General features: G+C 49.4%; 26 protein-coding genes. 9 read left to right on the top strand and 17 right to left on the bottom strand.

Going from position 1 to position 24,902, the window contains the following annotated elements; genetic code table 11:
* Positions 1 to 312 precede the first annotated feature (312 nt).
* A complete protein-coding gene (gene bchI / locus H6G89_RS00405; RefSeq protein ID WP_190503065.1) occupies positions 313 to 1,431 on the top strand; it encodes a magnesium chelatase ATPase subunit I in 1,119 nt (372 codons plus the stop codon).
* Positions 1,432 to 1,436: 5 nt separating this feature from the next.
* Here the strand turns inward: bchI and H6G89_RS00400 are convergent, their stop codons facing one another.
* Together H6G89_RS00400 and H6G89_RS00395 are read right to left on the bottom strand one after the other, a co-directional pair.
* Positions 1,437 to 1,934: a crossover junction endodeoxyribonuclease RuvC gene (locus H6G89_RS00400; RefSeq protein WP_190503063.1), complete on the bottom strand. Its 498-nt coding sequence runs from the start codon at positions 1,932 to 1,934 to the stop codon at positions 1,437 to 1,439.
* A gap of 66 nt (positions 1,935 to 2,000) precedes the next feature.
* Positions 2,001 to 2,567 carry a YIP1 family protein gene (locus tag H6G89_RS00395; RefSeq protein ID WP_190503062.1) on the bottom strand — a complete coding sequence of 189 codons (567 nt, stop codon included), beginning with the start codon at positions 2,565 to 2,567 and terminating at the stop codon, positions 2,001 to 2,003.
* A 214-nt stretch (positions 2,568 to 2,781) separates the two neighbouring features.
* Here H6G89_RS00395 and H6G89_RS00390 point away from each other — a divergent pair, with 214 nt between their 5' ends.
* Positions 2,782 to 3,819, top strand: coding sequence for a hypothetical protein (locus tag H6G89_RS00390; RefSeq protein ID WP_190503060.1), 1,038 nt, complete (start codon positions 2,782 to 2,784; stop codon positions 3,817 to 3,819).
* A 123-nt stretch (positions 3,820 to 3,942) separates the two neighbouring features.
* On the opposite strand, the gene H6G89_RS00385 is transcribed toward H6G89_RS00390, so the two are convergent.
* The 10 genes from H6G89_RS00385 to H6G89_RS00340 all read right to left on the bottom strand — a co-directional run bounded on the left by H6G89_RS00385 (position 3,943) and on the right by H6G89_RS00340 (position 14,044).
* Positions 3,943 to 4,239 (bottom strand): pentapeptide repeat-containing protein, encoded by a 297-nt coding sequence (locus H6G89_RS00385; protein WP_190503058.1) that lies wholly within the window; start codon positions 4,237 to 4,239, stop codon positions 3,943 to 3,945.
* A gap of 533 nt (positions 4,240 to 4,772) precedes the next feature.
* Positions 4,773 to 6,482, bottom strand: coding sequence for an urease subunit alpha (gene ureC, locus H6G89_RS00380; protein ID WP_190503056.1), 1,710 nt, complete (start codon positions 6,480 to 6,482; stop codon positions 4,773 to 4,775).
* A 224-nt stretch (positions 6,483 to 6,706) separates the two neighbouring features.
* Positions 6,707 to 7,288, bottom strand: coding sequence for a CAP domain-containing protein (locus tag H6G89_RS00375; protein WP_190503054.1), 582 nt, complete (start codon positions 7,286 to 7,288; stop codon positions 6,707 to 6,709).
* 123 nt (positions 7,289 to 7,411) lie between these two features.
* On the bottom strand, positions 7,412 to 7,939 hold the full coding sequence (locus H6G89_RS00370) for an HAD hydrolase-like protein (RefSeq protein ID WP_190503052.1): 528 nt from the start codon (positions 7,937 to 7,939) through the stop codon (positions 7,412 to 7,414).
* Positions 7,940 to 8,109: 170 nt separating this feature from the next.
* Positions 8,110 to 8,736: a peptidylprolyl isomerase gene (locus H6G89_RS00365; protein ID WP_190503050.1), complete on the bottom strand. Its 627-nt coding sequence runs from the start codon at positions 8,734 to 8,736 to the stop codon at positions 8,110 to 8,112.
* The gene (locus H6G89_RS00360) at positions 8,736 to 8,888 is read right to left on the bottom strand and encodes a hypothetical protein (RefSeq protein ID WP_190503048.1); all 153 of its coding nucleotides are present in this window, start codon (positions 8,886 to 8,888) and stop codon (positions 8,736 to 8,738) included. Before H6G89_RS00360 ends, H6G89_RS00365 begins: the two co-directional genes overlap by 1 nt.
* Before the next feature lie 291 nt (positions 8,889 to 9,179).
* Complete coding sequence (locus H6G89_RS00355; protein WP_190503046.1) at positions 9,180 to 9,881, bottom strand: hypothetical protein; 702 nt, start codon at positions 9,879 to 9,881, stop codon at positions 9,180 to 9,182.
* 570 nt (positions 9,882 to 10,451) lie between these two features.
* Positions 10,452 to 11,471: an L-histidine N(alpha)-methyltransferase gene (gene egtD / locus H6G89_RS00350; RefSeq protein WP_190503044.1), complete on the bottom strand. Its 1,020-nt coding sequence runs from the start codon at positions 11,469 to 11,471 to the stop codon at positions 10,452 to 10,454.
* A gap of 37 nt (positions 11,472 to 11,508) precedes the next feature.
* Positions 11,509 to 12,777: an ergothioneine biosynthesis protein EgtB gene (egtB, locus tag H6G89_RS00345; RefSeq protein WP_190503042.1), complete on the bottom strand. Its 1,269-nt coding sequence runs from the start codon at positions 12,775 to 12,777 to the stop codon at positions 11,509 to 11,511.
* Between the two features lie 871 nt (positions 12,778 to 13,648).
* On the bottom strand, positions 13,649 to 14,044 hold the full coding sequence (locus tag H6G89_RS00340) for a TIGR03792 family protein (protein WP_199336446.1): 396 nt from the start codon (positions 14,042 to 14,044) through the stop codon (positions 13,649 to 13,651).
* 504 nt (positions 14,045 to 14,548) lie between these two features.
* On the opposite strand from H6G89_RS00340, the gene H6G89_RS00335 reads away from it, so the two are divergent.
* Genes H6G89_RS00335 through H6G89_RS00325 form a run of 3 tightly spaced genes read left to right on the top strand, consistent with a single transcriptional unit; the run spans position 14,549 to position 16,643 of the window.
* Positions 14,549 to 15,226: a response regulator transcription factor gene (locus tag H6G89_RS00335; protein WP_190503040.1), complete on the top strand. Its 678-nt coding sequence runs from the start codon at positions 14,549 to 14,551 to the stop codon at positions 15,224 to 15,226.
* Between the two features lie 50 nt (positions 15,227 to 15,276).
* Positions 15,277 to 16,245 carry a hypothetical protein gene (locus H6G89_RS00330; RefSeq protein ID WP_190503038.1) on the top strand — a complete coding sequence of 323 codons (969 nt, stop codon included), beginning with the start codon at positions 15,277 to 15,279 and terminating at the stop codon, positions 16,243 to 16,245.
* A gap of 23 nt (positions 16,246 to 16,268) precedes the next feature.
* The gene (locus tag H6G89_RS00325) at positions 16,269 to 16,643 is read left to right on the top strand and encodes a nuclear transport factor 2 family protein (RefSeq protein ID WP_190503036.1); all 375 of its coding nucleotides are present in this window, start codon (positions 16,269 to 16,271) and stop codon (positions 16,641 to 16,643) included.
* 104 nt (positions 16,644 to 16,747) lie between these two features.
* Here the strand turns inward: H6G89_RS00325 and H6G89_RS00320 are convergent, their stop codons facing one another.
* Positions 16,748 to 17,170: a GFA family protein gene (locus H6G89_RS00320; RefSeq protein ID WP_199336445.1), complete on the bottom strand. Its 423-nt coding sequence runs from the start codon at positions 17,168 to 17,170 to the stop codon at positions 16,748 to 16,750.
* Between the two features lie 264 nt (positions 17,171 to 17,434).
* On the opposite strand from H6G89_RS00320, the gene glpK reads away from it, so the two are divergent.
* Positions 17,435 to 18,967, top strand: coding sequence for a glycerol kinase GlpK (gene glpK / locus H6G89_RS00315; RefSeq protein WP_190503034.1), 1,533 nt, complete (start codon positions 17,435 to 17,437; stop codon positions 18,965 to 18,967).
* A 245-nt stretch (positions 18,968 to 19,212) separates the two neighbouring features.
* Here glpK and H6G89_RS00310 read toward each other — a convergent pair whose 3' ends face one another.
* Positions 19,213 to 19,728 (bottom strand): 2'-5' RNA ligase family protein, encoded by a 516-nt coding sequence (locus tag H6G89_RS00310; RefSeq protein ID WP_190503032.1) that lies wholly within the window; start codon positions 19,726 to 19,728, stop codon positions 19,213 to 19,215.
* Between the two features lie 107 nt (positions 19,729 to 19,835).
* Here H6G89_RS00310 and H6G89_RS00305 point away from each other — a divergent pair, with 107 nt between their 5' ends.
* Both H6G89_RS00305 and H6G89_RS00300 read left to right on the top strand, forming a co-directional pair.
* A complete protein-coding gene (locus H6G89_RS00305) occupies positions 19,836 to 21,026 on the top strand; it encodes a 1-deoxy-D-xylulose-5-phosphate reductoisomerase (protein ID WP_190503030.1) in 1,191 nt (396 codons plus the stop codon).
* A gap of 29 nt (positions 21,027 to 21,055) precedes the next feature.
* A complete protein-coding gene (locus H6G89_RS00300; protein ID WP_190503028.1) occupies positions 21,056 to 21,508 on the top strand; it encodes a peptide chain release factor 1 in 453 nt (150 codons plus the stop codon).
* Between the two features lie 3 nt (positions 21,509 to 21,511).
* Here H6G89_RS00300 and H6G89_RS00295 read toward each other — a convergent pair whose 3' ends face one another.
* Genes H6G89_RS00295 through H6G89_RS00285 form a run of 3 tightly spaced genes read right to left on the bottom strand, consistent with a single transcriptional unit; the run spans position 21,512 to position 23,570 of the window.
* A complete protein-coding gene (locus tag H6G89_RS00295; protein ID WP_190503026.1) occupies positions 21,512 to 21,979 on the bottom strand; it encodes a hypothetical protein in 468 nt (155 codons plus the stop codon).
* Between the two features lie 17 nt (positions 21,980 to 21,996).
* On the bottom strand, positions 21,997 to 22,386 hold the full coding sequence (locus tag H6G89_RS00290; protein ID WP_190503024.1) for a hypothetical protein: 390 nt from the start codon (positions 22,384 to 22,386) through the stop codon (positions 21,997 to 21,999).
* 59 nt (positions 22,387 to 22,445) lie between these two features.
* On the bottom strand, positions 22,446 to 23,570 hold the full coding sequence (locus tag H6G89_RS00285) for a hypothetical protein (RefSeq protein WP_190503023.1): 1,125 nt from the start codon (positions 23,568 to 23,570) through the stop codon (positions 22,446 to 22,448).
* A gap of 454 nt (positions 23,571 to 24,024) precedes the next feature.
* On the opposite strand from H6G89_RS00285, the gene H6G89_RS00280 reads away from it, so the two are divergent.
* Complete coding sequence (locus H6G89_RS00280) at positions 24,025 to 24,870, top strand: alpha/beta fold hydrolase (RefSeq protein WP_190503021.1); 846 nt, start codon at positions 24,025 to 24,027, stop codon at positions 24,868 to 24,870.
* Positions 24,871 to 24,902 lie beyond the last annotated feature (32 nt).

Here is a 24,902-nt window from a genome sequence, read left to right as displayed (position 1 = left end):
GCGACTAAAGTGCGGGCTCATGGGATCAAGTCTGCTAAAGCAGGCTAGGAGAGGGTTTTAGTCCATTTCAACGAACTTTGCTAGTTAACCTGCTATTGATATGTGAAGCGGATGGAAAAGGTGACTGACACGCTCTAATTGACGCATCCTCGACTCTGGTAGCGTTTGATTAGCTCATGCCGAAGCTTGCGAATTGACTCGCCTGCTTTTTCTCTTTTATCCTTTATCCTTCCTCCTTTAGCCTTCTCAAGCGTCGCTGTGTGGCAAAATGAGAAACAGTGATTAATGTTTTTTTAGTATTTAGGTAGTCCTGTGAGTTCTTCTACTTCCACCAGCGTTGCCAATTCTTCCTTTGCCCGTCGTCCAGTGTTCCCTTTTACGGCGATCGTCGGTCAAGAAGAGATGAAACTGGCGTTGATGTTGAATGTGATCGACCCCAAAATCGGTGGAGTGATGATCATGGGCGATCGCGGCACGGGTAAATCCACCACCATTCGGGCATTGGCTGACCTGCTTCCCGAAATCGAAGTAGTGGCAGATGATCCCTTTAGCAGCCATCCCACCGATCCGGACTTGATGAGCGATGAGATCAAGCAAAAGTTAGAGCAGGGAGAACCCATTGCTGTTGCCCGTAAAAAGGTGCAGATGGTTGATTTGCCTCTGGGGGCAACCGAAGACCGAGTTTGCGGCACGATCGACATTGAAAAGGCTCTATCAGAAGGGGTGAAAGCCTTTGAACCGGGGTTGCTCGCCAAAGCTAATCGCGGCATTCTCTATGTCGATGAGGTCAACCTGTTAGATGACCACCTCGTTGATGTGTTGCTCGATTCGGCGGCTTCTGGTTGGAACACGGTTGAACGTGAGGGCATTTCGATTCGTCACCCGGCCCGCTTCGTGCTGGTTGGCTCTGGCAACCCCGAAGAAGGCGAATTACGTCCTCAATTGCTCGATCGCTTTGGCATGCACGCTGAGATCCGCACGGTCAAAGAGCCAGCTTTGCGGGTTCAAATTGTGGAACAGCGCACCGAGTTTGACCAAGACCCCAAAACCTTTTTGGAGAAATATCAGACTCAACAAGACGCGCTGCAAGAAAAGCTCGTTGGTGCTCAAGAGCGGCTTTCTCTCGTCAAGATTGACTACGACCTGCGGGTTAACATCTCTCAAGTCTGTGCTGAGTTAGATGTAGATGGATTGCGTGGCGATATTGTAACAAATCGCGCCTCAAAGGCGATCGCGGCTCTGGAGGGACGCACTGAAGTTACCGTTGACGATATTCGCCGAGTCATTGGGCTGTGTCTGCGTCACCGTCTCCGCAAAGACCCGTTGGAATCCATTGACTCTGGCTATAAAGTAGACAAGATCTTTAGCCAGGTGTTTGGGTTAGCCGAAGCTGAGGAACCCATGCAAAACGGTGCAAGTGTGCGTCGTTAAGCTGGCTAAGCCACGTTCGCGCGTGCTCCACACTGTGCCGCATAGGCGATCGCCAAGCCATCCGCACTGTCATCCGGTGAGGGTGGTTTTGGCAATTTAAAGATCTGCATGACAGCTTGTTTGACCTCATACTTGTTAGCTCCGTATTGGGCAACGGCAGCTTTGACCTGCGATTGATGTAAAAAGATCAGGTCTGTCAACCCACAGTCGCCCAGGGCTAACTCGATCACGCCTAACGCCCGCATCACTTTAGTGGCATTGGTGTTTTCGCGTCCAAAAAAGGGCATCTCCAGCGCAACGATGTCAGGTTTCATCATCTGACATAGCTCCTGAACATCCGTACGAATCTGGCTCAACCGCTCATACATCGGGGCATTGGCAGGCGTGGTAATGACCCCATAATCCAATGCCTGATCGCCCTGGATCACCCCAAACCCAATACTGGCGATCGCCGGATCAATGCCAAGAATCACGCAATCATTCAAATCACGCCATGCATCCATAGAGCTACTACAGACCAACTCTGTAGAGCAATCGTACTATTGTTTTGCTCAGTCCGCCTAAAAACTTTACCCCAGTTTCACCAATTCCTGCTCTAGCACCTGCACAAACCCGATCGCCACTTGAATCAAGGGCCAACCGATTAAACAGATAAACATGGCTCGTCGTGTTGTAATGTCTAACCCTTGGCGGACGGCAACAATCACCGCCAGCAAGCTCCAAACGGCTAACACCAATTCAATGGGTCGCCCCAAGAGAGGAATCAACGTCAGAAAGTTGAGCACCTGAGGAGCGTAAGCAAACCCAATGGGACTGAGTAAATCGCCATAGGTAGGGTCGATCGGCTTCATCCACTGTCCCACTTTCCAGATGGTGAATGTCCAGAAGTAATATCCCGCTACGACAGCAACCCCATCCAACCCAAGTGCCAGGATCATCATTGGGAGCGAAGCACGGTTGATTAACAAAATAACCGCGCTTCCTAAAACGTGGGAACCTGCTGCTAATGTGACAATTGTGAGTGCAAGACGACGAATTCTGAGCGTATTTCGAGCACTTTCATAGTAATCTGCGTCTAGAATCAGAGCTTTTTTGAGCGTTCTTAAGACTCCTCCAGTGGATGCTTCAACCCTCATATTGTTTACAGCTCACGGTAGATGACATCATTTCTTCTGATCTGATTTGATCCAGCGCATATAGTTTTGTGAATGCGGTGTTTCGTTCACTCAACGCATCGCGTTAATCACTCTGCAAATGTCGAGGTTACTTTATCCGCTAAAAAACCACATTCATTATCTACCTTCTGTTCTCTCCCTTTTGCCTTCTGCCTTTAGCTATATGTTTTAACTCATGCAATTTATCCTAAACATACTTTGGCGTACACTGCTCTGGTTGAGAGGAGGAACCTTAAAATTATTGATTCTGGCAGGCGTATTACTGTTGATTTGGGGCATCTCTTCCCCAGTGGGAACCCTGGTCTGGTGGTTTAGTCAGGAGGCAGAAAGGTTGGGAGTAACGACTGAGCTACCGACGCGATCGCCCCCGCACCTGAATCCAGAATCGATAACCCCATCGACAACCGCCACAAACGTTAGTTGCTACATTATCTTTTTGCCTGGAGTAGGAGACTTTTCTGCAAATCAATTGACACCCGGTGAAGAATTTTTTCTCGATCGCCTCGTCCAACTGCATCCTGACTGCGTCACGGTATCGGATGTGTTCCCCTACTCAGCTGCCAATCAAAGTTTAGGAGCAAACCAACGATTGTTGGCTCCATTTTGGGATGCGATCGAGTCTGCTGAAGGCTGGTTAGAGAGTTTCGGTGTGTTGATCAAAATTCGCAACCTTTGGCGGTTTGCCATCTCTGCGGACGATCGCTATGGAGTTGTCTACAACCAGGGCATTGCTACTGCCATCCTGGAGCGAATGCACGCTACCCACCCCATTTCACCCAATGCCCCACAACCACTCAGGGTGATTTTGTTGGGAACCAGTGGTGGTGTTCAGGTGTCGCTCGGCGCAGCCCGTTATCTCAAACAATGGCTCGATCCGCAGTTGATTGTTGTCTCTGTAGGTGGAGTGTTTGATGGCAATACAGGCTTTGATCAGGTGGAGCGTGTCTACCATCTCCAGGGCAAGCGAGACTGGGTTGAAGATATCGGTCGCATTATCTTTGCCTCTCGCTGGCATTGGGTTGCAGGCTCACCGTTTAATCGTGCTCGTCAACAGGGACGCTATTCGGTGCTGGTTACTGGTCCGCATACCCACGATGGGGAGGAAGGGTACTTTGGGTTGAATTGGGTTAACGAAAGTCAGACCACCTACGTCGAACTAACAGTAGCACAGGTGGATCAACTGCCTATCTGGGCTATCCCTGCTCATCCATAACTGGATTGTGTCAGGACAAATTTGGCTGAGGCTAGAATTCTGGTCAGGGGTGTAATCCCACAACCCTTGTCTGAATTGTCTCAATAGTTGCTATCAAAGCCAAAATCTTAAATTGATGTCGAGCTAATATCTTGCTCCTTGCAGGTTTGCGCCGTTTAAGTTCGCTCCATTCAAATTTGCACCCCGCAAGTCGGCATAGCTCAGGTTAGCGTTCCTTAAATCGGCAAACCGGAGATCGGCATTGGCTAGATTAGCTCTCGATAAATTGGCACCAGACAAGTTAGCCCCGCTTAAATCACAACTGGGGCAGGTGTTCGTGTCTAGCAATCGCCGAATGTGGTCAGAGTTTGCAGCTTTAACGGGTAGTGTCAATCCCATGACCACCAACAAGACCCAAGTACTTGAAATTTTAAGTTTCATCTCTCTAAACTCCACCAAATACTTGATGTTGAGCAGACAGCCGATAAACGACAGGGGCAGATGAACAACTCAAATTCAAGACAAAATGCCTCGCTCACATCATATTATTTTCTTCAGAACGTAAGGAATGGATTCAGGAATCTTTATTGAATCAGCAACATTGACTCCATCAGGTTTAATCTCAAATTCGGTCGAACAACACCAGTTTTGCAGAAGCAAGTTTTATCACTCCCTTCAGGCAAATTGTTTCAACCTGTACGCGCCTCTTACTTGCGACTATAGCAGTACTCACTAAGGTTAGAACGGGGTGCAGGGGTGGAACCCCTGGCTGGGGGGCGTAGCCCCCACACCCCCTGATGTCCTAATGCAGATGCGTAGGGCTATAATTCATTCCCAAGATCAGCAACACCCGAATTTCATATGAACCAGGCATTGAGGAAAGGTTCCTCCAATCCTCTTGCCTGTAACATCCCTATTCAAGAGAAGACATCGAGACGTTTGGTTCGGTTCCCTGCTTGTGTCAGGAAAGCTCGTTAGAACAAAAAGTAACGCTGTGCCATGGGTAGAGATGTGGCTGGTTCGCAAATCAGCAGTTCTCCGTCGGCGCGAACTTCATAGGTTTCGGGATCAACTTCAATCTGGGGAGTCAGATCGTTGAGCTTCATATCTTTCTTCGTGAGTTGCCGAATGTTAGACACTGCAACAACCTGTTTGTGCAACTTCAACTTGTCGGGAATGTCCTTCTTCAGGGCCGCTTGCGACAAGAAAGTGAGGGAAGTGGCGTGTCTGGCTCCACCAAAGCTGGCAAACATGGGTCGCATGTGAACGGGTTGCGGGGTGGGAATGCTGGCGTTTGCATCGCCCATCTGCGCCCAGGCAATCATGCCACCTTTGAGCACCAATTCGGGTTTCACCCCAAAGAAAGCAGGTCGCCACAGACAAAGATCTGCCAGTTTACCGACTTCTACAGAACCCACATATTCTGAAATGCCATGTGTGATCGCGGGATTAATGGTGTATTTAGCGATGTAGCGTTTGGCGCGGGTGTTGTCATTGCGATCGCCATCTTCCTGTAACTTCCCACGTTGCACCTTCATTTTGTGTCCCGTTTGCCAGGTGCGGATGATCACCTCGCCAATTCGTCCCATCGCCTGCGAGTCAGACGAGATCATGCTGAAGGCTCCCAGATCATGCAGGATATCTTCAGCGGCGATCGTCTCGCGGCGAATCCGCGACTCTGCAAAGGCGACATCTTCGGGAATGCTGCGATCGAGGTGATGGCACACCATCAGCATGTCGAGGTGTTCTTCGAGCGTGTTGACGGTGTAGGGACGAGTCGGATTGGTGGAAGAGGGCAACACGTTTAACTCGCCACACACCTTAATAATGTCGGGTGCGTGCCCCCCACCTGCGCCTTCCGTGTGATAGGTGTGGATGACGCGATTTTTGAAGGCGGCAATCGAATCTTCGACAAAGCCTGCTTCGTTCAGGGTGTCGGTGTGAATCGCCACCTGAATGTCGTAGTCTTCAGCAACACTGAGGCAAGTGTCGATCGTCGCGGGGGTCGTTCCCCAGTCTTCATGTAGCTTTAACCCGATGACTCCGGCTTCTACCTGCTCTTCCAGGGCATCGGGTTGAGAGGTGTTCCCTTTCCCCGAAAAGCCCAAATTCATCGGGAAGTCGTCTGCCGCTTGTAGCATCCGGTAGATATTCCAGGGCCCGGGCGTGCAAGTGGTGGCGTTGGTTCCGGCAGCAGGTCCAGTGCCACCGCCAATCATGGTTGTGATGCCAGAGGCGATCGCCGTTTCAATCTGTTGGGGGCAAATAAAGTGAATGTGCGTGTCGATGCCCCCAGCGGTGAGGATCATGCCTTCGCCAGCGATCGCCTCGGTTCCGGGTCCAATAATGATGTCAATGTTGTCTTGAATGTAGGGATTGCCGGCTTTGCCGATCGCTGCAATCTTGCCATCTTTGATCCCCACATCGGCTTTGACAATGCCCCACCAGTCGAGAATCAGTGCATTGGTAATCACCGCATCAACGGCTCCCCCCTCGTTGGTAATCGGCGACTGTCCCATGCCATCTCGGATGACTTTGCCACCGCCAAACTTCACCTCATCGCCATAGGTGGTGTAGTCACGTTCCACTTCAATAATGAGTTCTGTATCGGCTAACCGGACGCGATCGCCCACCGTGGGTCCAAAGGTTTCAGCATAAGCACGGCGATCCATGCGATAACTCATAGCACTCCCTCAATCACAGCGTTGCTCCAAACGACAATTGATTGTCTCAATCCGTGACTCTACAGATTGTTCGTTTAGTGACTTAACCCGAAAAGAGTATCACGGAGACGTTTCAGAAATGCTGGAATTTGCTGAAAAGTTAAGGTTTGAAGTGTAGCAAACGGCAGTCGTAGAAGGAAGTGTATGAGATATATAGCAGTTTTAGCCGTACGAGGCTGGAGCAGTTATAGCGATCGCATCAACAGCTGCGTGAAGTAATACGTATTGCCCTGACGCCAAACGCCAATACCCATCTCGCGGTATTCAGGTTGCAAAATATTGCGTCGATGTCCGGGGCTATTCATCCAACCCTCAACTGCATCGGTGGCAGGATCAGGAAGATTGGTGCCTTTAAACAGATTCTCACCCAACGCAAAGTAAAAAATCCGGGCTGATCGCACGCGATCGACCATCGTGTCTCCTTCAGGAGCCGTGTGGCTAAAAAAGTTTTGTTCTGCCATGCGTTGGCTATATCGTCTTGCAACTTGCGCCAACTTGGGATTGTCCTTCAAGGGACTCAGCCCATTCTGTTGACGAATGGCGTTAATTTGTTGCAATACATCACTCTCCATTTGGGCTGCGGCGGCTGACTGAGCCGCATCTGCACTGGAGGGTGAAGGGGATGACGGAAGAGGAAACGTTGGCAAAATTGGAGGCATGTTGCGAATGACATCACACCCCGACAGTAAGAAAATTGTGATTGCTCCTGCAATTGCCTGTTGTAATGGCTTTTTTCGTTGAAATTGACTGCTTGAACTTGAACTCATATCACCTGATAAAGGCAGCATTCCAGGAGGCAAAGAGAAGCGGGAGGCGTTCACCCGCTAAAACTCGCTCAACCCTGGCTTAATCCGAAATCACAAAACCAAACTTCAAAATGGCGACCGAGTTTAACGCAACTTAAAAGCTGCCTCTGCTTGATGTCGTGCAATCCACGCCCACGCCCACTGAAACGACACCTCTGCCCGTCGAGCCGCTTCTTCATCTTCGGGGCGATCGCCCACATACAGACAATCTTCGGGCAGTTGATTGTGTCGTACCATCGCGAGCTTTAACAGCCCTGGTTGCGGTATAGAATATTGCCGAAACCAACGTGTTTGACTGTGATTATGGACACTCTGACGAGTTACCCGCCAGCACCGTCTACCGTTAAAGTCAGGACAAACATATATTTCCTCAAGTTCGGGCACGAGTTGCAGTGTATATTGCAGTTCCTCAACACACGTATGTAATGACTTATATCCCAATGCAACGCCAGCATCATTGGTGATGCCAACAATCGTCCAGTTGTCTTTGTAAGCCTGAAGGGCGGTATCTACTCCTGTAATAATGCACTGATCTTGAGGGTGCTGAAAATAAGGTTTCCCTTCGAGTGGCATTCGGAGCGTACCGTCCATGTCCACCATTAATAAGCCCATTGTTAATTATTGTGTTGATGTTATGTTGGTATTGATGATCCACTCTTTAATTCTGACACATGCCTCAGAGTGAACATCAGCCTTGAGTTGATGGGCTGATCTACACGACGACGTGTTTTAATTCACAGCACTCTATCTAAAAAAGTACTTCTTTAACGCTACCTGCGCTTCTATCCCGAAGAACGCTGGCAAATCTGCTCTTGTAACCAATTCTCTAGCAATTCATTGAGCAGAAATTGTCTGACCAGATCGTCAAACTGAATCGGAATAATTTCTTCTAACCGAGCAATCACAATCCACTCATCCAGCACAAACGGCTCCCAGAGTTGCCCCGAACGTGCTCCATAGAAGAGGCGGGCTAGTTCAGGATGCAGCTTACCTAATTCAATGGGTCCGACTTTGCCATCGACAGGTGCATCTGCTTTCTCGGAATAGATGTGCGCAACTTCCGCCAGGGATTGTTCTCCCTCAGCAATCCGAAAGTAGAGTTCTTGAGCAACGTTTCTATCCTGTAGATAAACTAGGGAGAATACAACTTGATCAAGTTGATGTTTGCGATCGAGAAAGTAGGAACTGACTTTTTTACCCCATTGCCGCTGTTGAAACTTACGAATGGCGAGTTCTCGCTTGACCCATGTTTCAAACGTTTCTGATCGGACTCCTTGTTGTTTTAGCCAGGTTTGATAATTCTTTTTGTGCAGAAATTGTTGAAGAAAACACTCCCACTCCTCCTGCGTATAGTCAATTGATGCAATAACAGAGTCAAGAATCTGTTCGTAGGAGGATGAGGGCAACATCAGCGTCCACTCCTTAACAACACACGGTAATAGCAACAAATGATTGATAAAAGGCTGTCTCGGTAGGTGCGATCGCCAGTTTGACCATAGTAGCACTGGCTTACAAAGATGCCCTTATCCCTAAAGTAGACAATGGTTGTGGATTTTTCCATGTCTAAGTACAACTCGTCGTAAATAAGGGTGGGAATCTGGGGCGCAGGGGTGAAACCCCTGGCTGGAGGCGCAGCCCCCACACCCCTCTGGTTTTATTTCCAAACCCTATCTATGAATAGCAGTACTAAGCAACCTAAAAACTAAGAGAGGTACACCTTAATCGGTAAACCTCTCTCAACTCATTCACTGTGCACTGTTAGTAATCAGGCAATTCCCCTGTGCTGGTTATCTCACGAAACCAGCCAATCATCAGAACGACAACAAAGTTTGACTTAGTTGTCTGCTACGGCTCAGGTGGTTTTTGGCTTAGCCGCTCTGGGCTTGCGTGTTGTTGATCCACGAGTTGAAGTCTTCTTTGCCGCTGGCTTTGCCTTTGGTTCGGATGCCTTAGCCGTATTGGTTGATCTAGGTTTCCGAGTTTTTGTAGCTGGCTTGTCTGACTCAACAACAGTTTCAGCTACAGCAGGTTTAGCCTTCGCTGCGGCTCGCTTAGTGGTAGTTTTAGGGGTGCTTCCCTTTGCAGGTCCACGTCGCTTTTTAGGAGCGGGTTCTGTTGCAGGCTCAGATACAGTAGTCGTTGCAGTCTCAATCGGGGCAGCCGCTTCACTGGCAGGAGCAGAACCGTTGATATTTTCAACAGTTGATTCAGCGATTTCACCCTTTTTGCGGCGAGGTCTGCGAGTCTTGCCTTTGGTTTTAGGTGCTTGCTGACGGAACCGCATCAGGTAGTACTGCAAAGATGCAGTCGTAATATCGATCCCTTTGTCGTTCAACAGCGTGACGATTTCTTCGCGGCTGTAACCTTTTGCCAGTGCCGTTGTGATGGGGTCTACCAACAATTGGATCGCCTCTCGCAACTGCAACGTCTCCTTCGGCTTCTCTGGTAGGTCAGCAAGTGTGAGAGAAGCTTTCTCAATCATCGATTTCGGAACGGCGGCAGCAGTTACTCGTCTCTTTGACTTGCTTGACGATCGCTCTTGTGTGGTAGCCATGTTTGGTATAGTTCTCCTTCTATGGATCGGGAATTTGAATTCTAGTCGGAATTCTGTAGTGGTGACGCGACTTGTCAGTTTTTACTGAACTGATCGTGCTGATGACGAATGACCACTCATCATACTTGCTATCATACTCGTTTGGATCAAAATTTCATCATTTTGTTCCTAAATTTATGCATTGATGTGTGAGATTACGAAACTGTAGAACTACAACTCTCAACAGTTTAAAGACTGCTCCAGGCAGCGGTCGATTGTTATGTATGGTTTAGAGTGAAACGACTCATCGGTTTTATGTGCTCGTGTCGGATTCCTCTGGCTTCAGTTGACTGCTGAGGTTGTCCTAAATAAATGAGGATGTGCCGTATGGTTGTGGCACATCCTCACCCCAAAATCATTCACCTTAGAGTCTGACGACTGCTGCAATGCTTAGTAGGAAACACAGAAACTGACTCAAGTCCTTTCACTCATAACGGAGATATCACTTTACAATTGCTCTCCTGGTTGTGTGAGTGCCATCAATTTCAAACCCAGTTCACCCTTTCGTGAGAGGTGATTGGATTGCTGATCCTAATCAGGTGTCTGGCGAAGGGAGGGTGGCATAACTTCTAGACCGTACACACTAAACCACTGTTGTGGATCAGTCCATATGGCTTTTGTTTGAAAGCCTGCCTGTTCTGCGAGCTGTTGAAATTCAACAAGGTTGTATTTATAGGAGTATTCGGTTCGCAAGGTTTCACCCTGACGAAAAGGAATCTCTACTCCATCAAAGTGGATGGTCTGATCGATGTGGCTCACCAGTCCCATTTCGATCCGCCCGATGGGGTTATAAAACGCCCGATAGTGAAATTGGTTGAGATCAAAGTCGGCTCCCAACTCTCGGTTAATGCGGGCTAACAGGTTCATTGCGAAGGCAGCAGACACTCTCTGAGCGTCATCATAGGCAGGCTCTAAAATGGCAGTGCTCTTCTTTAAATCAACTCCAACTAATAACCGTCCGTTGGCACCGAGCACTCCAGCAACATTTTTGAGAAATTCAACTGCCTCATCAGGTTCTAGATTACCGATGGATGAACCGGGAAAGAAACCAACTCGACGTTGATCAGCGATCGCTGGAATAGCTGGCAGTTCAAACGATTGAGTATAGTCAGTGCAGATGGCGATCGCCAACAGGTTTGGATAAACATTGACCAGATCGGCACACGATTCCTGGAGATGTTGTTTAGAGATGTCTAGTGCTACATACGTTGGGAGTGAAGCCATCGCGTCAAACAAGACCCGAATTTTTTGGCTACTGCCGCTCCCAAACTCGATCAAAGCACCATCTCCAATCCAATCGGCAATCTCTTGAGCATGGGTTGTCAAAATCGCCATCTCAGTGCGAGTCAGATAGTACTCATCTAACGTGCAGATTGCATCAAATAATTCTGCGCCTTGCTTGTCGTAAAGAAACTTGGGAGAAATCGACTTTTGAGGTTGACTTAATCCCCGCAACACTTCTGCTCGTAAGTCCTCTAAAGGAGGATGAAGATCATAGAGCTGAATCGGAGAGCCGAGAACTGGGGAATTGGAAGTCAATGTTGCACTCATGAAAAGTTCCTATGGGGGTTAAAGAAGCGTTCAAAATTTACTTGGCAAGACGAATGCCTGAAAACTGCCAGCGGGTAGATGGGGGAAAAAAGTTGCGATAGGTTGGACGAATGTGGTTTGGGGGAGTGACACAGGAACCGCCTCGCAGCACCATTTGATTGCACATGAACTTGCCGTTGTATTCTCCAACAGCTCCAGCGGCGGGCTGAAAACCGGGATAGGGCAAATACGCGCTTTGAGTCCATTCCCAGACATCCCCAAAAAGTTGATCAGGTCGTGTTGCTCCCACTGCTGGAGCGGGATGCAGTCTGCCACTTTCCAGTAAGTTGCCTGCGATCGCCACTGGGGTTGCTGCCACTTCCCATTCCGCCTCGGTGGGTAATCGTTTACCTGCCCAACGTGCGTAAGCGTCTGCCTCAAATAAGCTAACGTGACAAACAGGTTCATCTTCTACCAGGGGACGTAGCCCTGCCAGCGTCATAATCCACCAGTTGCCGTCGATGTGCTCCCAATACAGTGGAGCCTGCCACTGCTCTTTTTGAAGGGTTGCCCAGCCTTCTGAGAGCCAATATTCCGATTTTTGATAGCCTCCTGCCTCGATAAATTCTAGATAGTCGCTGTTGGTGACGAGGGTTGAGGCGAGGTAATAGTCGTGCAAATAGACCTTGTGTAAGGGGGATTCGTTGTCGAAAGCAAACTCGTTCTGGTCATAACCGATGGAATAGAGTCCTCCGGGGTAATCGAGCCACTGTTCTTTTGTGGGAACTGCGTTGGTATTTGAAAGGGGAAGGTCGGCTCGATAGGCAGGACGTAGAGGATTTAGCGCGAGGATGTGTTTAATGTCGGTCAGCAGTAACTCTTGATGTTGTTGCTCGTGATGTAGCCCTAACACAACCAGAGACTCGACTGAGGGATCGAGTGATTGAGACAGGAGCGATCGCATCCCTTCATCTACATAAGCACGATAGCGATAGATCTCTTCGACCGTAGGGCGAGAGAGTAACCCGCGTTGAGGACGAGGATGGCGTTGTCCTACCGCCTCATAGTAGGAGTTGAACAAATAGCCAAACTTGGGATGAAAAACCTCGTAGCCAGGAAGATTGGGCACTAATAGAAATGTCTCAAAAAACCAGCTTGTATGTGCCAGATGCCACTTAGGGGGGCTAACGTCAGGCATACTTTGAATCACGTAATCTTCAACCGCGAGGGGCTGACAGATCCATTCGCTCAGTTGACGAACGGATTGATATTTTTCCAGGAGAGAAAGTTTCGCTTGAAGTTGAGACGTCACAATTGGAGAAGTCATACACTACCTTGGCTTCGTTGTAAAAATTCTTGCAACTCATCATTTCTTGGAGCCTGATGTGCCAAGCCCACACAAAAATTTGTAGTTGATTTTTCTTGAATTAGTATTAGTCTATGGGAAGTTTCCTGAAGACATCGTGTTTCTGGTTCACTCAACAGAACTAATTATTTAGGGATATCGCTGATTTTGGCTGATAACTCATCGGTCAGGAGGGTGAGCATCTCCCTGCCGTCTGTCAACACAACCATGATCTGCCCTTGAACTCAGATTGTGCCGTTCTTGCAGAATGGTTATATGAGTTTTGATTAAGAAAAAGATTTAACTTCCCTGAGTTCTACGAAGGCTTCCCGGTAAGGATTTCAAATCAGCCTTAAACGTTCCGTAGTTTGTCCCGACGGTTTAATGGGGGAGGCTGCAAATATGTTTTGAAGCGTATTGAGCAGACGATGTATCGCGATCGCCACCATCATTAGGACATTGAATTTGAGTCCTGCCGAGACAGACGCGATAAATCACGTCTGTCCTGTTGAGTGCTTTGTTTTAACTGAGGTGACTACGGCTATAAATCGAACTGCGTCTTACTTTAAAGTGATCTGTTTTGCCTCAATTTTTGACACGACTTTACCAATGAGGCTTTACTGATGAGGCGATTTTGCAACCGTGTTGCCAATGCGGAATGAGACTTAAATAACGTGAGTTCGAAATCAGAATTTTGGGTGTTGCTGATCTAATGTATGAATTTCGTAGGGGCGTTTCGCGAAACCCCCTACAGTCGTAGTGCGTTTTCAAGAATCAGACCTGCACTCAGCAACGCCGAATTGTGGTGATTAAAACCGCCCGATCTGGAAACCGAATTGACGTGAATCACGCTTCAGCCCTGCTCAGAACTCCATGCCAGACGAAATCCCGTTGATTCTGGAGGATATTCTGCCCCCATCGCCTCGTGAAATCGTTGCGTGGTGTTATCTAGAACGCTTTGAGGAATGGCTTGCCACTGCTCAAAACTTGCCCAATGGATGACAATCACAAGTTCGTTGGGTTGATCGGGATTTGTCCAGATCTCCTTATGTTGAAACCCAGGATAGCTGGCTAAAACAGGTGTCCAAATGGCTGCATCCTGTTCGATAAATTGGGCGTGTTGGTCTGATGGAACCTGAAATTTTAGCCACTCAATGGCAATCGGTTCAGTGTGGGAGGGAGGTTGAGCGGTGGCGATGGATAACTGCTTTCCTATGGGGGCGATCGCTGGCACTCCTAAAACAGCCAATGCAATTAGACAGGTAACCCCAACATAAATTATGTCTTTAATTATGTCCTTCAAAAACTTTAGTCGCATGATCTGAAGCCGCATCATATTAAAGTAGTAGCAATCTTTAAAGTAATACCGTTTCAGCAGGTTGGTAGGCGCAGAACTGACGAGATGACTCCATTGAGGCAATCATCTTGACCTCATCCCAGATTCTGCATATCTTGGAGCGATCGCTTAGGAATAAAAATTAAATAAGTTCGGGGCAGCAATTGCATGGCAACCCTCACTTTTCAGCAAATGCTATGGGTTGGCTCAGCAAAAACTCATTTTTCTCCAGAGTATTTTTATTAGAGTAAAAGGAAATTTTATTAGAACGACTGCGCCCGCGATCGCCAATTGACTGTCAACACGGAAAACTATCGGTAGAAAGATAGGCTACTGTTTTCTATCAAGAGCCGATTGAGATTGAGTCCAGTGTAGGTGGGGCATAAGGTCTAATATGACCTGATAAGGAGAGATAGCATGACAGCACACATCCTTTTAGTAGAAGACGAAGTGAAACTGGCTCGCTTTATTGAGTTGGAGCTAGATAGCGAAGGATATCGCGTGAGTGTCGCTCACGATGGCATGTCAGGCTTATCTCTCGCACGGGAGTCAGAGTTGGATCTGGCAATTTTAGATTGGATGTTGCCCGGTTTAACAGGAGTTGAGTTGTGTCGTCGCTTGCGGGCAACAGGGAGCAAGGTTCCGGTGATTTTGTTGACAGCGCGTGATGAAGTGGGCGATCGCGTCATGGGGTTAGATGCGGGAGCAGATGATTATGTCGTCAAACCCTTTAGCATTGAGGAACTGTTGGCAAGAATTCGCGCCCATCTACGCCGCACTCAAGAAGTGGATGAAAACGTGTTGCAGTTTGAGGATCTGTACCTGAATCGGCGTACTCGTCAGGTGTTGCGGGGTCAACGGGCGATCGAACTCACCGCTAAAGAATTTGATTTGCTGGAGTATCTGCTCAACAAACCTCGTCAGGTTTACACCCGTGACCAGATCTTAGAAAAGGTCTGGGGCTATGACTTCATGGGTGACTCCAACATTATTGAAGTTTACATTCGTTACTTACGTTTAAAGTTAGAGGAGCAAGGGGAGAAGCGGCTCATTCACACAGTGCGTGGGGTGGGATATGCCCTGCGGGAGCACTAGATTTAGAATGAAGCTGATTGAAGCAGCTTCTACGATTCGTCCCCTGCATTATGGCAAAGTCTCGCAAATTAGAAGACCTCACCGCCGACTTCAACCAGATTCGGCACGATCCCACTTCAGAGGCAGGCATTGCTACACTGCACCAGATTCTTAAAAGCAAACACGCCATAATCGTGGCTCAGGTGGCTCAACTGATTGGTGAGTTTGAGATGCAGAGCTTTGTCCCCGAACTGGTTTCTGCTTTTGGTCGGTTTATGCTGAATGCCAAGGACAGCGATCCGGGGTGTCGGGCTAAACAGGCGATCGCTGAAACGCTGTATCGCTTAAATTACAGCGACGAAACCCCGTTTTTACAGGGCATTCATCACGTACAACTGGAACCCGTTTGGGGTGGGCAGGTAGATACGGCTCCCCGATTGCGGGGTACTTGTGCTCTGGGCTTGGTGAGGATGAACTACTCGCAGGTCATGGTCGAACTGGCAGATTTACTGGCAGACCCCGAATCTGAAGCCCGCATTGGAGCGGCACGAGCGATCGCCTACAGTGGCAGTGACCAGGGCATTCCCCTCCTGCGGTTGCGTGTCAAAGTGGGTGATACGGCTCCGGTTCTGTCCGAATGTCTGATCGCCTTACTCTCATTGGCACCAATTCCCTCGCTACCTCTGGTTCAAGACTTGCTCTATTACTATACTGAGCAAGATTCGCCAGAATCCCTCGAAAAAGCCGAAGCCATTGCGCTGGCGTTGGCAGAGTCGCGCCGACCTGAAGCGTTTGAAATCTTGCAGGACTGGTGGAAACAGGTGAACGATCGCGATGTGCGACGAACGGGGTTGTTGGCGATCGCCACTCTCCGTTACGACATGGCTCTAGAGTTTCTGTTCTCTCTTGTAGAAGAGGGCACCGCTATTGATGCCAGGGATGCTATCAAAGCGTTGAGCATTTACCAACACGATATTTCTCTCTGGAAGAGGGTGCGTCAACTCGCGGATCAACGCCAAGATAGTGTGAAAGTTGAGTAACGGCTGCTAATCAAACACGAGTTATGTACGAACTTATCAAACACGATGTTGAAACGCTGGAGGCTGAATTTACCCGTGCCATTGTAGAGCAAGATATTGAAACGCTCGATCGCTTAATAGCAGAGGATGCGATCTTTGTGACACCCCAGGGAATTGTGTTAAACAAGGCGCAAAACCTGGCTCTCTATCGATCGGGAGAGTTAAAAATTAGCACCTACGAAAGTAGTGAATTTATTCTACAGGCATACGATGCAACTACTCTAACGAACTCAAAAATTAGTATCGTCGGTAAATTAGACGAGAAACCCTTCACCGGGATCTATCGTTACACCCGTGTCTACTCAAAAACCAACAATCAGTGGCAGATCATCTCGTCTCAAGCAACGGCGATCGCCTGAGTAACCAATTGATACATCAAACCATCGAACGCAGAAAGCTTTTGTTACGTTCGATATTCACAGCGATGAAACCATAGCTGACGAAGTGTCAGGCTGAGTTTCGGTTATGGTTCGGTGCGTGCTGTCCCTTCGCGATCGCGCTCATATCGACGTGCAACGTCGAACGGGGGCAACCAATTCTCCCGACGACACATCCAAAGCTCATAGGTGGGTATTACTTGGTTCGGCGTGTCGAAGGTGCCAGCAGGAATTTCGATTTCGTCAGCCGAGCGGCTGAAGAGGGAGGATCCGCAAACTGGGCAAAAATAGCGTCCACGATAGTCGGCTGTCGTGCCGATAATGCTGACGGCATCGGCAGGAAACACCGCAAATGTATGGAATATCGCCCCGTGGTGCTTGCGACAGTCTAAACAATGACAAATGCCCACCCGAAACGGTTCAGCAGCAGTTTCCAGACGGACTGCTCCACAGAGGCATCCTCCGTGATACTGCACTTTCCTCATCTGTCCTCCGTCGCGCGTTGCCATTCTGGAATTTTATCAGCGACTGACCTCAACGAGAGCCAAGAACTCGTCTGTTGAACACTGATTTGTACCGTCCATACTAAATGAACGGTTAATCCTGGGTAGGTCAGTTCACAACGACTTCGAGGATCTGAAAAACGATTCCGAGGGAATCCGAAACGACATACACTCTACAATGACAGCTACTGCCATCTCAGGGGGTGACGATGTGAAGTTCTCCCTCAGCTGGGTCTTAGCAGCACTTGAGTTGAGTTCGACAACACATCAATGGTCACAGTTCAACCATTCACGATCGCCCCGTCGGGTTACATTCTGGCGTTAGATTTGGGCACCACCGGGAATCGAGCATTCTTGTTCAATCCTGCTGGACAGGTGGTAGGTCAAGCCTACCGAGAGCTAACACAGCACTATCCTCAACCCGGATGGTTAGAACATGACCCAATGGAAATTTGGAATGCCACCTGTGCAGTAATGCAGGAGGCAATGCAGCAAGCGGAAATTCAACCTTCTGAGATTCGGGCGATCGGGCTGACGGTGCAACGAGAAACCTGTTTGTTATGGGACAACACAACGGGGCAACCGCTTCACAATGCGATTGTCTGGCAAGATCGACGTACAGCGGCTCACTGCCAACGGTTGCAAGAGCAGGGTTATGGAGCAGACATTACAGAGCGGACGGGGTTAGTAATTGACGCCTATTTCTCAGCGACCAAACTCAGTTGGCTACTGGAAAACGTCGTACAACCTGCGGCAATTTCGCTGGATGCGGTGCTCGCTGGAACGATTGATTGTTGGATTTTGTGGAAGCTCACAGGCGGTAGAGTTCATGCGACAGACGACAGCAACGCCAGTCGCACGATGCTATATAACCTTACAACCCACCAGTGGGATGAATCTTTGCTGACGTTATTTGGTGTGCCTGCTCAGATATTGCCTCAAATTCAACCCAGTTTAGGCGACTTTGGCACAACGGATGCTCAAGTCATGGGGGCTGAAATTCCCATCACGGCTATCTTGGGAGATCAACAAGCCTCGTTGTTTGGTCACGGGTGCGATCGCCCCGGTTTGGTGAAATGCACCTATGGTACGGGCAGCTTTTTAGTAGCTCACACAGGGGAGCACATTATTCGTTCTCAAAATCAGCTCATTGCCACGATCGCCTGGACTCAGCAAGATACCAATGAGAAATCTACAGTTGGTTATGCACTGGAGGGCAGCATGTTCACCACAGGGGCTTGCATTCAGTGGTTGCGGGATGGCTTGCAGGTGATTCAAACAGCGGCTGAAACAGAAGCCTTAGCGCAACAGGTGCCAGACACCGCCGGAGTGTATTTTGTCCCAGCCTTTAGCGGGTTAGGCGCGCCCCATTGGGATATGGATGCCCGTGGCGCATTTTTAGGGCTGACTGGAGGAGCACAGCGATCGCACTTAGTTCGTGCAGTGTTAGAGGCGATCGCCTTCCAGGTGAAGGAGGTAGTGCAGGCGATTAACCAATCGGGCGTCGTGCAGATCGAGCGGTTTCGCGTGGATGGCGGTGCCTGTCAGAATGATTTCTTGATGCAGATGCAAGCGGATATCTTGGGCATTCCAGTTGAGCGTCCTGCCCTGCTCGATACCACTGTTCAGGGAGCCGCCTTTGCGGCTGGGCTAGCGATCGGCTTCTGGAAAACCGATGCCGAGTTAGCAGACCAACGTCAGGTCGAGCGAGTGTTTGAACCCAGTTCAAATACGGAACGGGCGATCGCCCAATTTACCACCTGGCAAAAGGCAGTCGAACGGGCAAAACATTGGGTTAACTGAGTTGAACGAGAGGGAGTGGGGAATGGGGAGTAGGGGAGTGAGGGAGTGAGGGAGTGAGGGAGTGGGGAGTGGGGGAGTAAGAATCGCTACATTGACCCCTGACTACTGACCATTGACTACTGACCATTGACCCTTGACCACTGACCCCTGACCATTAACCATTGACCATTAACCATTGACCATTAACCATTGACCATTAACCATTGCCCATTGACCATTAACCATTAACCCCTGACCCTTGCCCCCTAACCATTAACCACAAACAAAACCTCATTCACCAACGTCCACGGTCCTCCTTCATACCGCCATAGCAGCAAACCCTCTCCACGCCCCTCTAAGGGTTGCCACTGGTTGAGTAAATGTCGATATAGCTGTTGCGCCTCACCCGCCGAAACCTTATTTTGAATCGTGATATGGGGACGATAGCCCTGCCGATCTTGAGCACTGAGCCAGCTAGACCATTCCCTGGCAAGCTGATTTCGCAATTCCACCAACTCAGGACACTGGAGTTCGATCGCCACGCCTTGACCCAGCGATCGCACGCTGGGAAAGTGGAGCGGTAAAACAGGAGTCATGTCACCCAGTTCTTGTAAGGTCTGCTGAATGTCTGCCTCGCGATCGCCCGGCAGTTTATGAAACAGCGTGACATGCGCGGGTAGAAAGTTTCGTTCAGAGGGAAAGTGTCGCTGACGCAATTCGTTGAACCGCTCAAAGGTGATTTGATCCAGTTTGAGACTCAGAATAAGGGGCAAATGAGACATTGACAGAAATTGATGGAGCACATCAAAAACTGTTTTACACGATACTCCTGCGACAATGCATCCTCCGCGTTTTATAGTAGTGGAGTCGTCGCAATACTTAAGCAATTGTGAAAGCGATCACTCTCCTCGGTTCTACTGGCTCCATCGGCACTCAAACCCTTGATATCGTGGCTGAATATCCAGACCAGTTTCGCATTGTCGGTCTGGCAGCCAGACGCAATGTAGAGTTGCTGGCGCAACAGGTGCGACAGTTTCGCCCTGAAATTGTGGCAGTCTGCGACCCAGACCAGTTGCCCGCGTTGAAAGAGGCGATCGCTGACTTAACCCCTCAACCTATTTTGGTGGCAGGTGAAGCCGGAGTGGTCGAGGTGGCTCGGTATGGTGATGCGGAAGCTGTTGTGACAGGGATCGTCGGGTGTGCCGGATTGCTTCCTACCATTGCGGCGATCGAAGCCGGAAAGGATATTGCCCTCGCGAATAAGGAAACGCTGATTGCAGGCGGTCCTGTCGTATTGCCTCTAGTGCAAAAGCATGGCGTGAAGTTGCTTCCGGCAGATTCTGAGCACTCCGCTATCTTCCAGTGTCTTCAAGGGGTTCCAGAGGGTGGATTGCGTCGCATTCTGTTAACCGCATCAGGTGGTGCGTTTCGAGATTTACCCGTTGAGAAGTTAGCCGAAGTCACAGTGGCAGATGCGCTGAAACATCCCAACTGGTCAATGGGACGGAAAATCACCATCGACTCCGCTACCCTGATGAATAAAGGATTGGAGGTCATCGAGGCACATTTTCTGTTTGGGCTGGACTATGACCACATTGAGATCGTCATCCATCCCCAAAGCATCATCCATTCGCTGATTGAATTGCAAGACACCTCGATCCTGGCGCAGTTGGGGTTGCCCGACATGCGATTGCCCATTCTTTATGCGCTCTCCTATCCAGATCGGATTCCCACCACCTGGGAAAAGCTAGATCTGGTAAAAGTAGGGACGTTGACTTTCAGAGAACCTGACCACCAAAAATACCCCTGTATGCGGTTAGCCTATGCGGCAGGTCGAGCCGGAGGAGCTTTGCCAGCGGTTTTGAATGCTGCTAATGAGCAAGCTGTCGAACTATTTCTAAATGAAAAGATTCGCTTTTTAGATATTCCCCGATTGATTGAAACGGCGTGCGATCGCTACCATTCTCGCAATCTGTCCAATCCCACTTTGGATGACATTATCGAGGCTGATCAGTGGGCACGCCGCGAGGTGTTAGACGCGAGTAACAAACTCTACTCACTTTCCTCCGTCTCTGGATAGAATCAAGGCAATTGATCTCTTTTTCAGTGATGGCAAATCCCTTACAGCGTCTAAAACTACTCCCCTGGTCTGACCTGATGCAAGTGGCAGGTTTAACGTTGTTGCTGACAACCCTGGTGGACTCGGTTCTAAAATATCTCGATGCAACCAACCCGCTGCTCAGAGACATCTTTGATCTGCTGCTTGAGCCTCCCCTCGAAATTATCACGCTGATATCAGTCTCAGCCGGGGTAGGTGCTCTGGCGTTTCTGATGCTAGAGCGGTTTTTTCAACGAGTCATCATCAACACTGGAACGCTGTGGGCATTGGTACTGTGCTTGATTATCGCGATCGCTATTAAAGGGCTCATCGAATTCGTGAATGGACCCTTTGGTTTATTGCTCACTGCCGACCAGGCATCCCTCATCGGTCTGGTGCTAGGAGTATTCTTGATCAGTTGGAAGTATTGGCGGCACTCTAGCGGTGGTGGCTGTTGCGGCTAGATCCTATTGCGGACTGAGGGTTCGTTGCAGGATATCACTGGCTGGCTCCACCATCGCCCATTTGCCATCCGGTTGTCGTCGCAGTGCTGCAAATTCCAGGTAATCGGCAGAGGCGATCGCTTCACCTCGCTTCACCTCACCCAATTTGGGTTGTCTGACACCACACCAACGAAACAGGTAAGCAGGCACCTCTGGACTGGAAAAGACCACACATCCCTCCAGGTCATTGGGTTGCACCAAGCCATCGAAGGGAGCATAAATCTTGCCCCCATCTAAATCCACTGTGATATCACCCAGGCTTCCAGCAATGCGGCGTCCGGCAACCTGATCTCCCGGTTGTAGTTCCCAGGCTTGCTGAATCTGAACTTTTCGCAGCGATGCTTCAGATTGCGGGCGGGTACAACTCGATGTCATTAGCAACACTGCCAACAGCCAAACAACCCGATTGGGACTAAAACCGATACCCCGCATACCCGCACCGAACCTATCTAAAAGCTAAACCGATACCCCGCGTATTCATCACCTTCATAGAGAATCACGAGACGGGCTTGAGGATCGAAGGCTAATGGATAGACCTCGCGATCAGCGGCAACCCCTGCCCGGATTTGCAGACTGGGCAACTGACAATAGGGATCTTTTAGGATGTCTCGCACCCGCGCCTTATTGTCTCGCTCTGGTACTGTCAGCAGTTGAGCCAGTTGCTCTCTAGAGATGGCAACCTGGCTATTAATTGTACCTTGGCAAACCTCATGATGACTTTGATGCTGTTCTTGAGTGACTGTGCCCCGTACATCGATAAACAACCCCACCAGTGCAAACACTAAGCCTCCCGCCAGCAAGGGTTTTAATGTAGCGAATTCAGAGTTTGTTTGCTTCATGCCCGTGCTCCTTCGTTTAACCCAACCTACCGACGTCTCAAGCCAGAACCAGTAACGTTTTACAGTCTGCCGCCCAGCAGCAATCCAATCATGATGAGAAACAGGCGATATCCCCAGACCAACCCCGATTCAGGCGCAACCGTAACTCGGTAAACGGCGATCGCGGCTGGTGCTGCAATGACGGCAATCACGGGAAGCCACATGCCGGGGTTAGCGACCAAAAACAGGTCTAACGCCACTCGCACAATGACTGATCCCAGAACCCACATGGCTGCATCTTGCAGCGAAAACTCCGGAACCGCAGGCTGCACTGCTGCTTGAGATTGACGCGATCGCGTCGTTTTGAGAGAAGGATGTTTTTTCGGCGTACTGAGAGTCTTGGCAAAGGCAGAGATTTGTTGCCAGATGAATCGTCCCCAAGATTCCAGGTCAGACGACTGACTCGCCCGCCGTTTCTGCAAAGTACCCCCTCTCGCTTTGCTGTTGGCTGCTGCGGATGATCCAGAGCGATGTCGCAGCGTTTGAGCCATAGCGGAGGCTTCTCGCTCCGCCTTAAATAAATCAACCGATCGCGCCGTCATTACATAAGAGCCATCTTCATCCCGCTCGATGTAGGGCACAGCGGTTGTCAGATATTCACAAATACGAGATGAGTCAGCACCCCCCAAAAATGCATCTTCTAACTCGGCAGCTTTGCGATCGCGCTCTAATTGCTCCGCGATCGCCTTCCATTCCAAAATGGCAGCTTCTTGAGCGGCAGAGAGGTCATTAATATGTTGTGCTTGCCGCTCCAACCGTTGCAACACCTGAGCAACCTGTCGTTCGGGTGTGGCTTTAGGCGTGGGTTGTGTTGAAGTTGATTGTGAAGACCTCCCCTGGAGAGGAGCCTGAAACTGTCTCAGATAAGCCGTTTGTTGCTGCAACTGCTCAACTACAGCGGCTAACTGTGCGGAATCCAACTGGGTTTGCTCTAATTGATCGAGTTGAGGTTGTTGCGTTTGTCGTTGAGGACGGGGTGCAGTGGCAGTTGTGCTGTTAGTTGTAGTAGCAGTTTTACTGGGGTTTGCCGTGTTGGGAGTCATCTCAACCATCGCAGGCAGAGGATTCCGCCCCGCAGTTCGGTTAGCCTGGATTGCCCGTAGTTTTTCCTGGATTGCTTGAATTTCGGCTTGGGACTGTTTCATATACACTCCTTGGGGGGTTGCCAATACCTGACGTTCGGTAGATGTCACTAGGTACAAGTGTACTATAAAGATAATGCTTTTGTACTAACTCTGCAAGGTGTTTTGATAAGAGTTTAGTACAAATGTATTATTACTGTCCCCAATTCATTTCGGTTAAACGTAGAGTATTTCTTAACAGTTGGCATCCTACTCCTCTACTCCCCACTCCCTCCCTTTACCGACGCGATAAATCGCGCCACTCCCTATTCCCCATTCCCTCCTCTTTGCAGACGCGATAAATCGCGCCACTCCCTATTCCCCATTCCCTCCTCTTTGCAGACGCGATAAATCGCGCCACTCCTATTCCCTACTCCCCACTCCCTATTCCCCATTCCCTGTTACTTGTTTCGCGATCGCCCAAAGCGGTAAGCTCTAACACAAGGTAATCTGGCATACATCGCAGCAGGACAAGGCAATGGCAAACGAGGAACATCTACTTGAAGTTGGCTCTCTCTCCTGGTTTTATCGAGAGGCGTTGCCCAAGGGCAATAGCGATCGCCTGCCTGTTTTGTTGCTGCATGGGTTAGTGTCTCAGAGTTATAGTTGGCGCGAGGTGATGCCTGCGCTGGCAGAAGAGGGATTTCGAGCGATCGCCCCCGATTGGATTGGCTGTGGTTATTCCTCAAAGCCCGATCGCCGCGATTTTGCTTACACGTCGGAGGCATTTCTGGAGGCACTGGCTGGATTTGTTGATGCACTGCAATTAGAACGGTTTCATCTGGTGGCTCAAGGATTTTTGGGTTCCGTTGGCATTCAATATGCCCTGCGTCATCCGGATCAGGTGGATCGCTTGGCAATTTTGAATGCTCCCGTGACGCAGACGGCAAAACTACCCTGGCGAATTCGACAAATGGGAATTCCGTTAGTAGGTGATATGGTGACGCAAGATCCCCTTCTGGTCGATCGCACCCTTGAAGGAGGCGGTGGTTATCGCGTCGAAGATGCTGATCTGGATGTCTATCGTCGTCCCTGGCTGAAAAGCTCAGATGTGGGGCGATCGCTATTGGCAATTGTGCAGGGTTTGCAACTTAAAACGGTTACGGCAGAGATTGAGTCGGGGTTGCAACAGTGGCAACATCCCTTACTGTTAGCCTGGGGAATGCGTGACCCCTGGTTGCCTCCAGATGTGGCAAAATCTTTTGCTCAATCCATCAAGGGAACAGAGTTTGTCGAATTCGATGAAGTGGGTCATTATCCTCAAGAAGACTGGCATGAGAAAGTAAGTAGCGCATTATTACTGTTCTTTAAACGACGGTTTTAACCACAATTTTTGATCTTAAATGCAACTTATTT

The sequence above is a fragment of the Oscillatoria sp. FACHB-1407 genome, from assembly GCF_014697545.1.
Classification (GTDB): Bacteria; Cyanobacteriota; Cyanobacteriia; order Elainellales; family Elainellaceae; genus FACHB-1407.
Note: the sequence above shows the minus strand (reverse complement) of the source record. Positions and strands in the feature narration are given on the sequence as shown.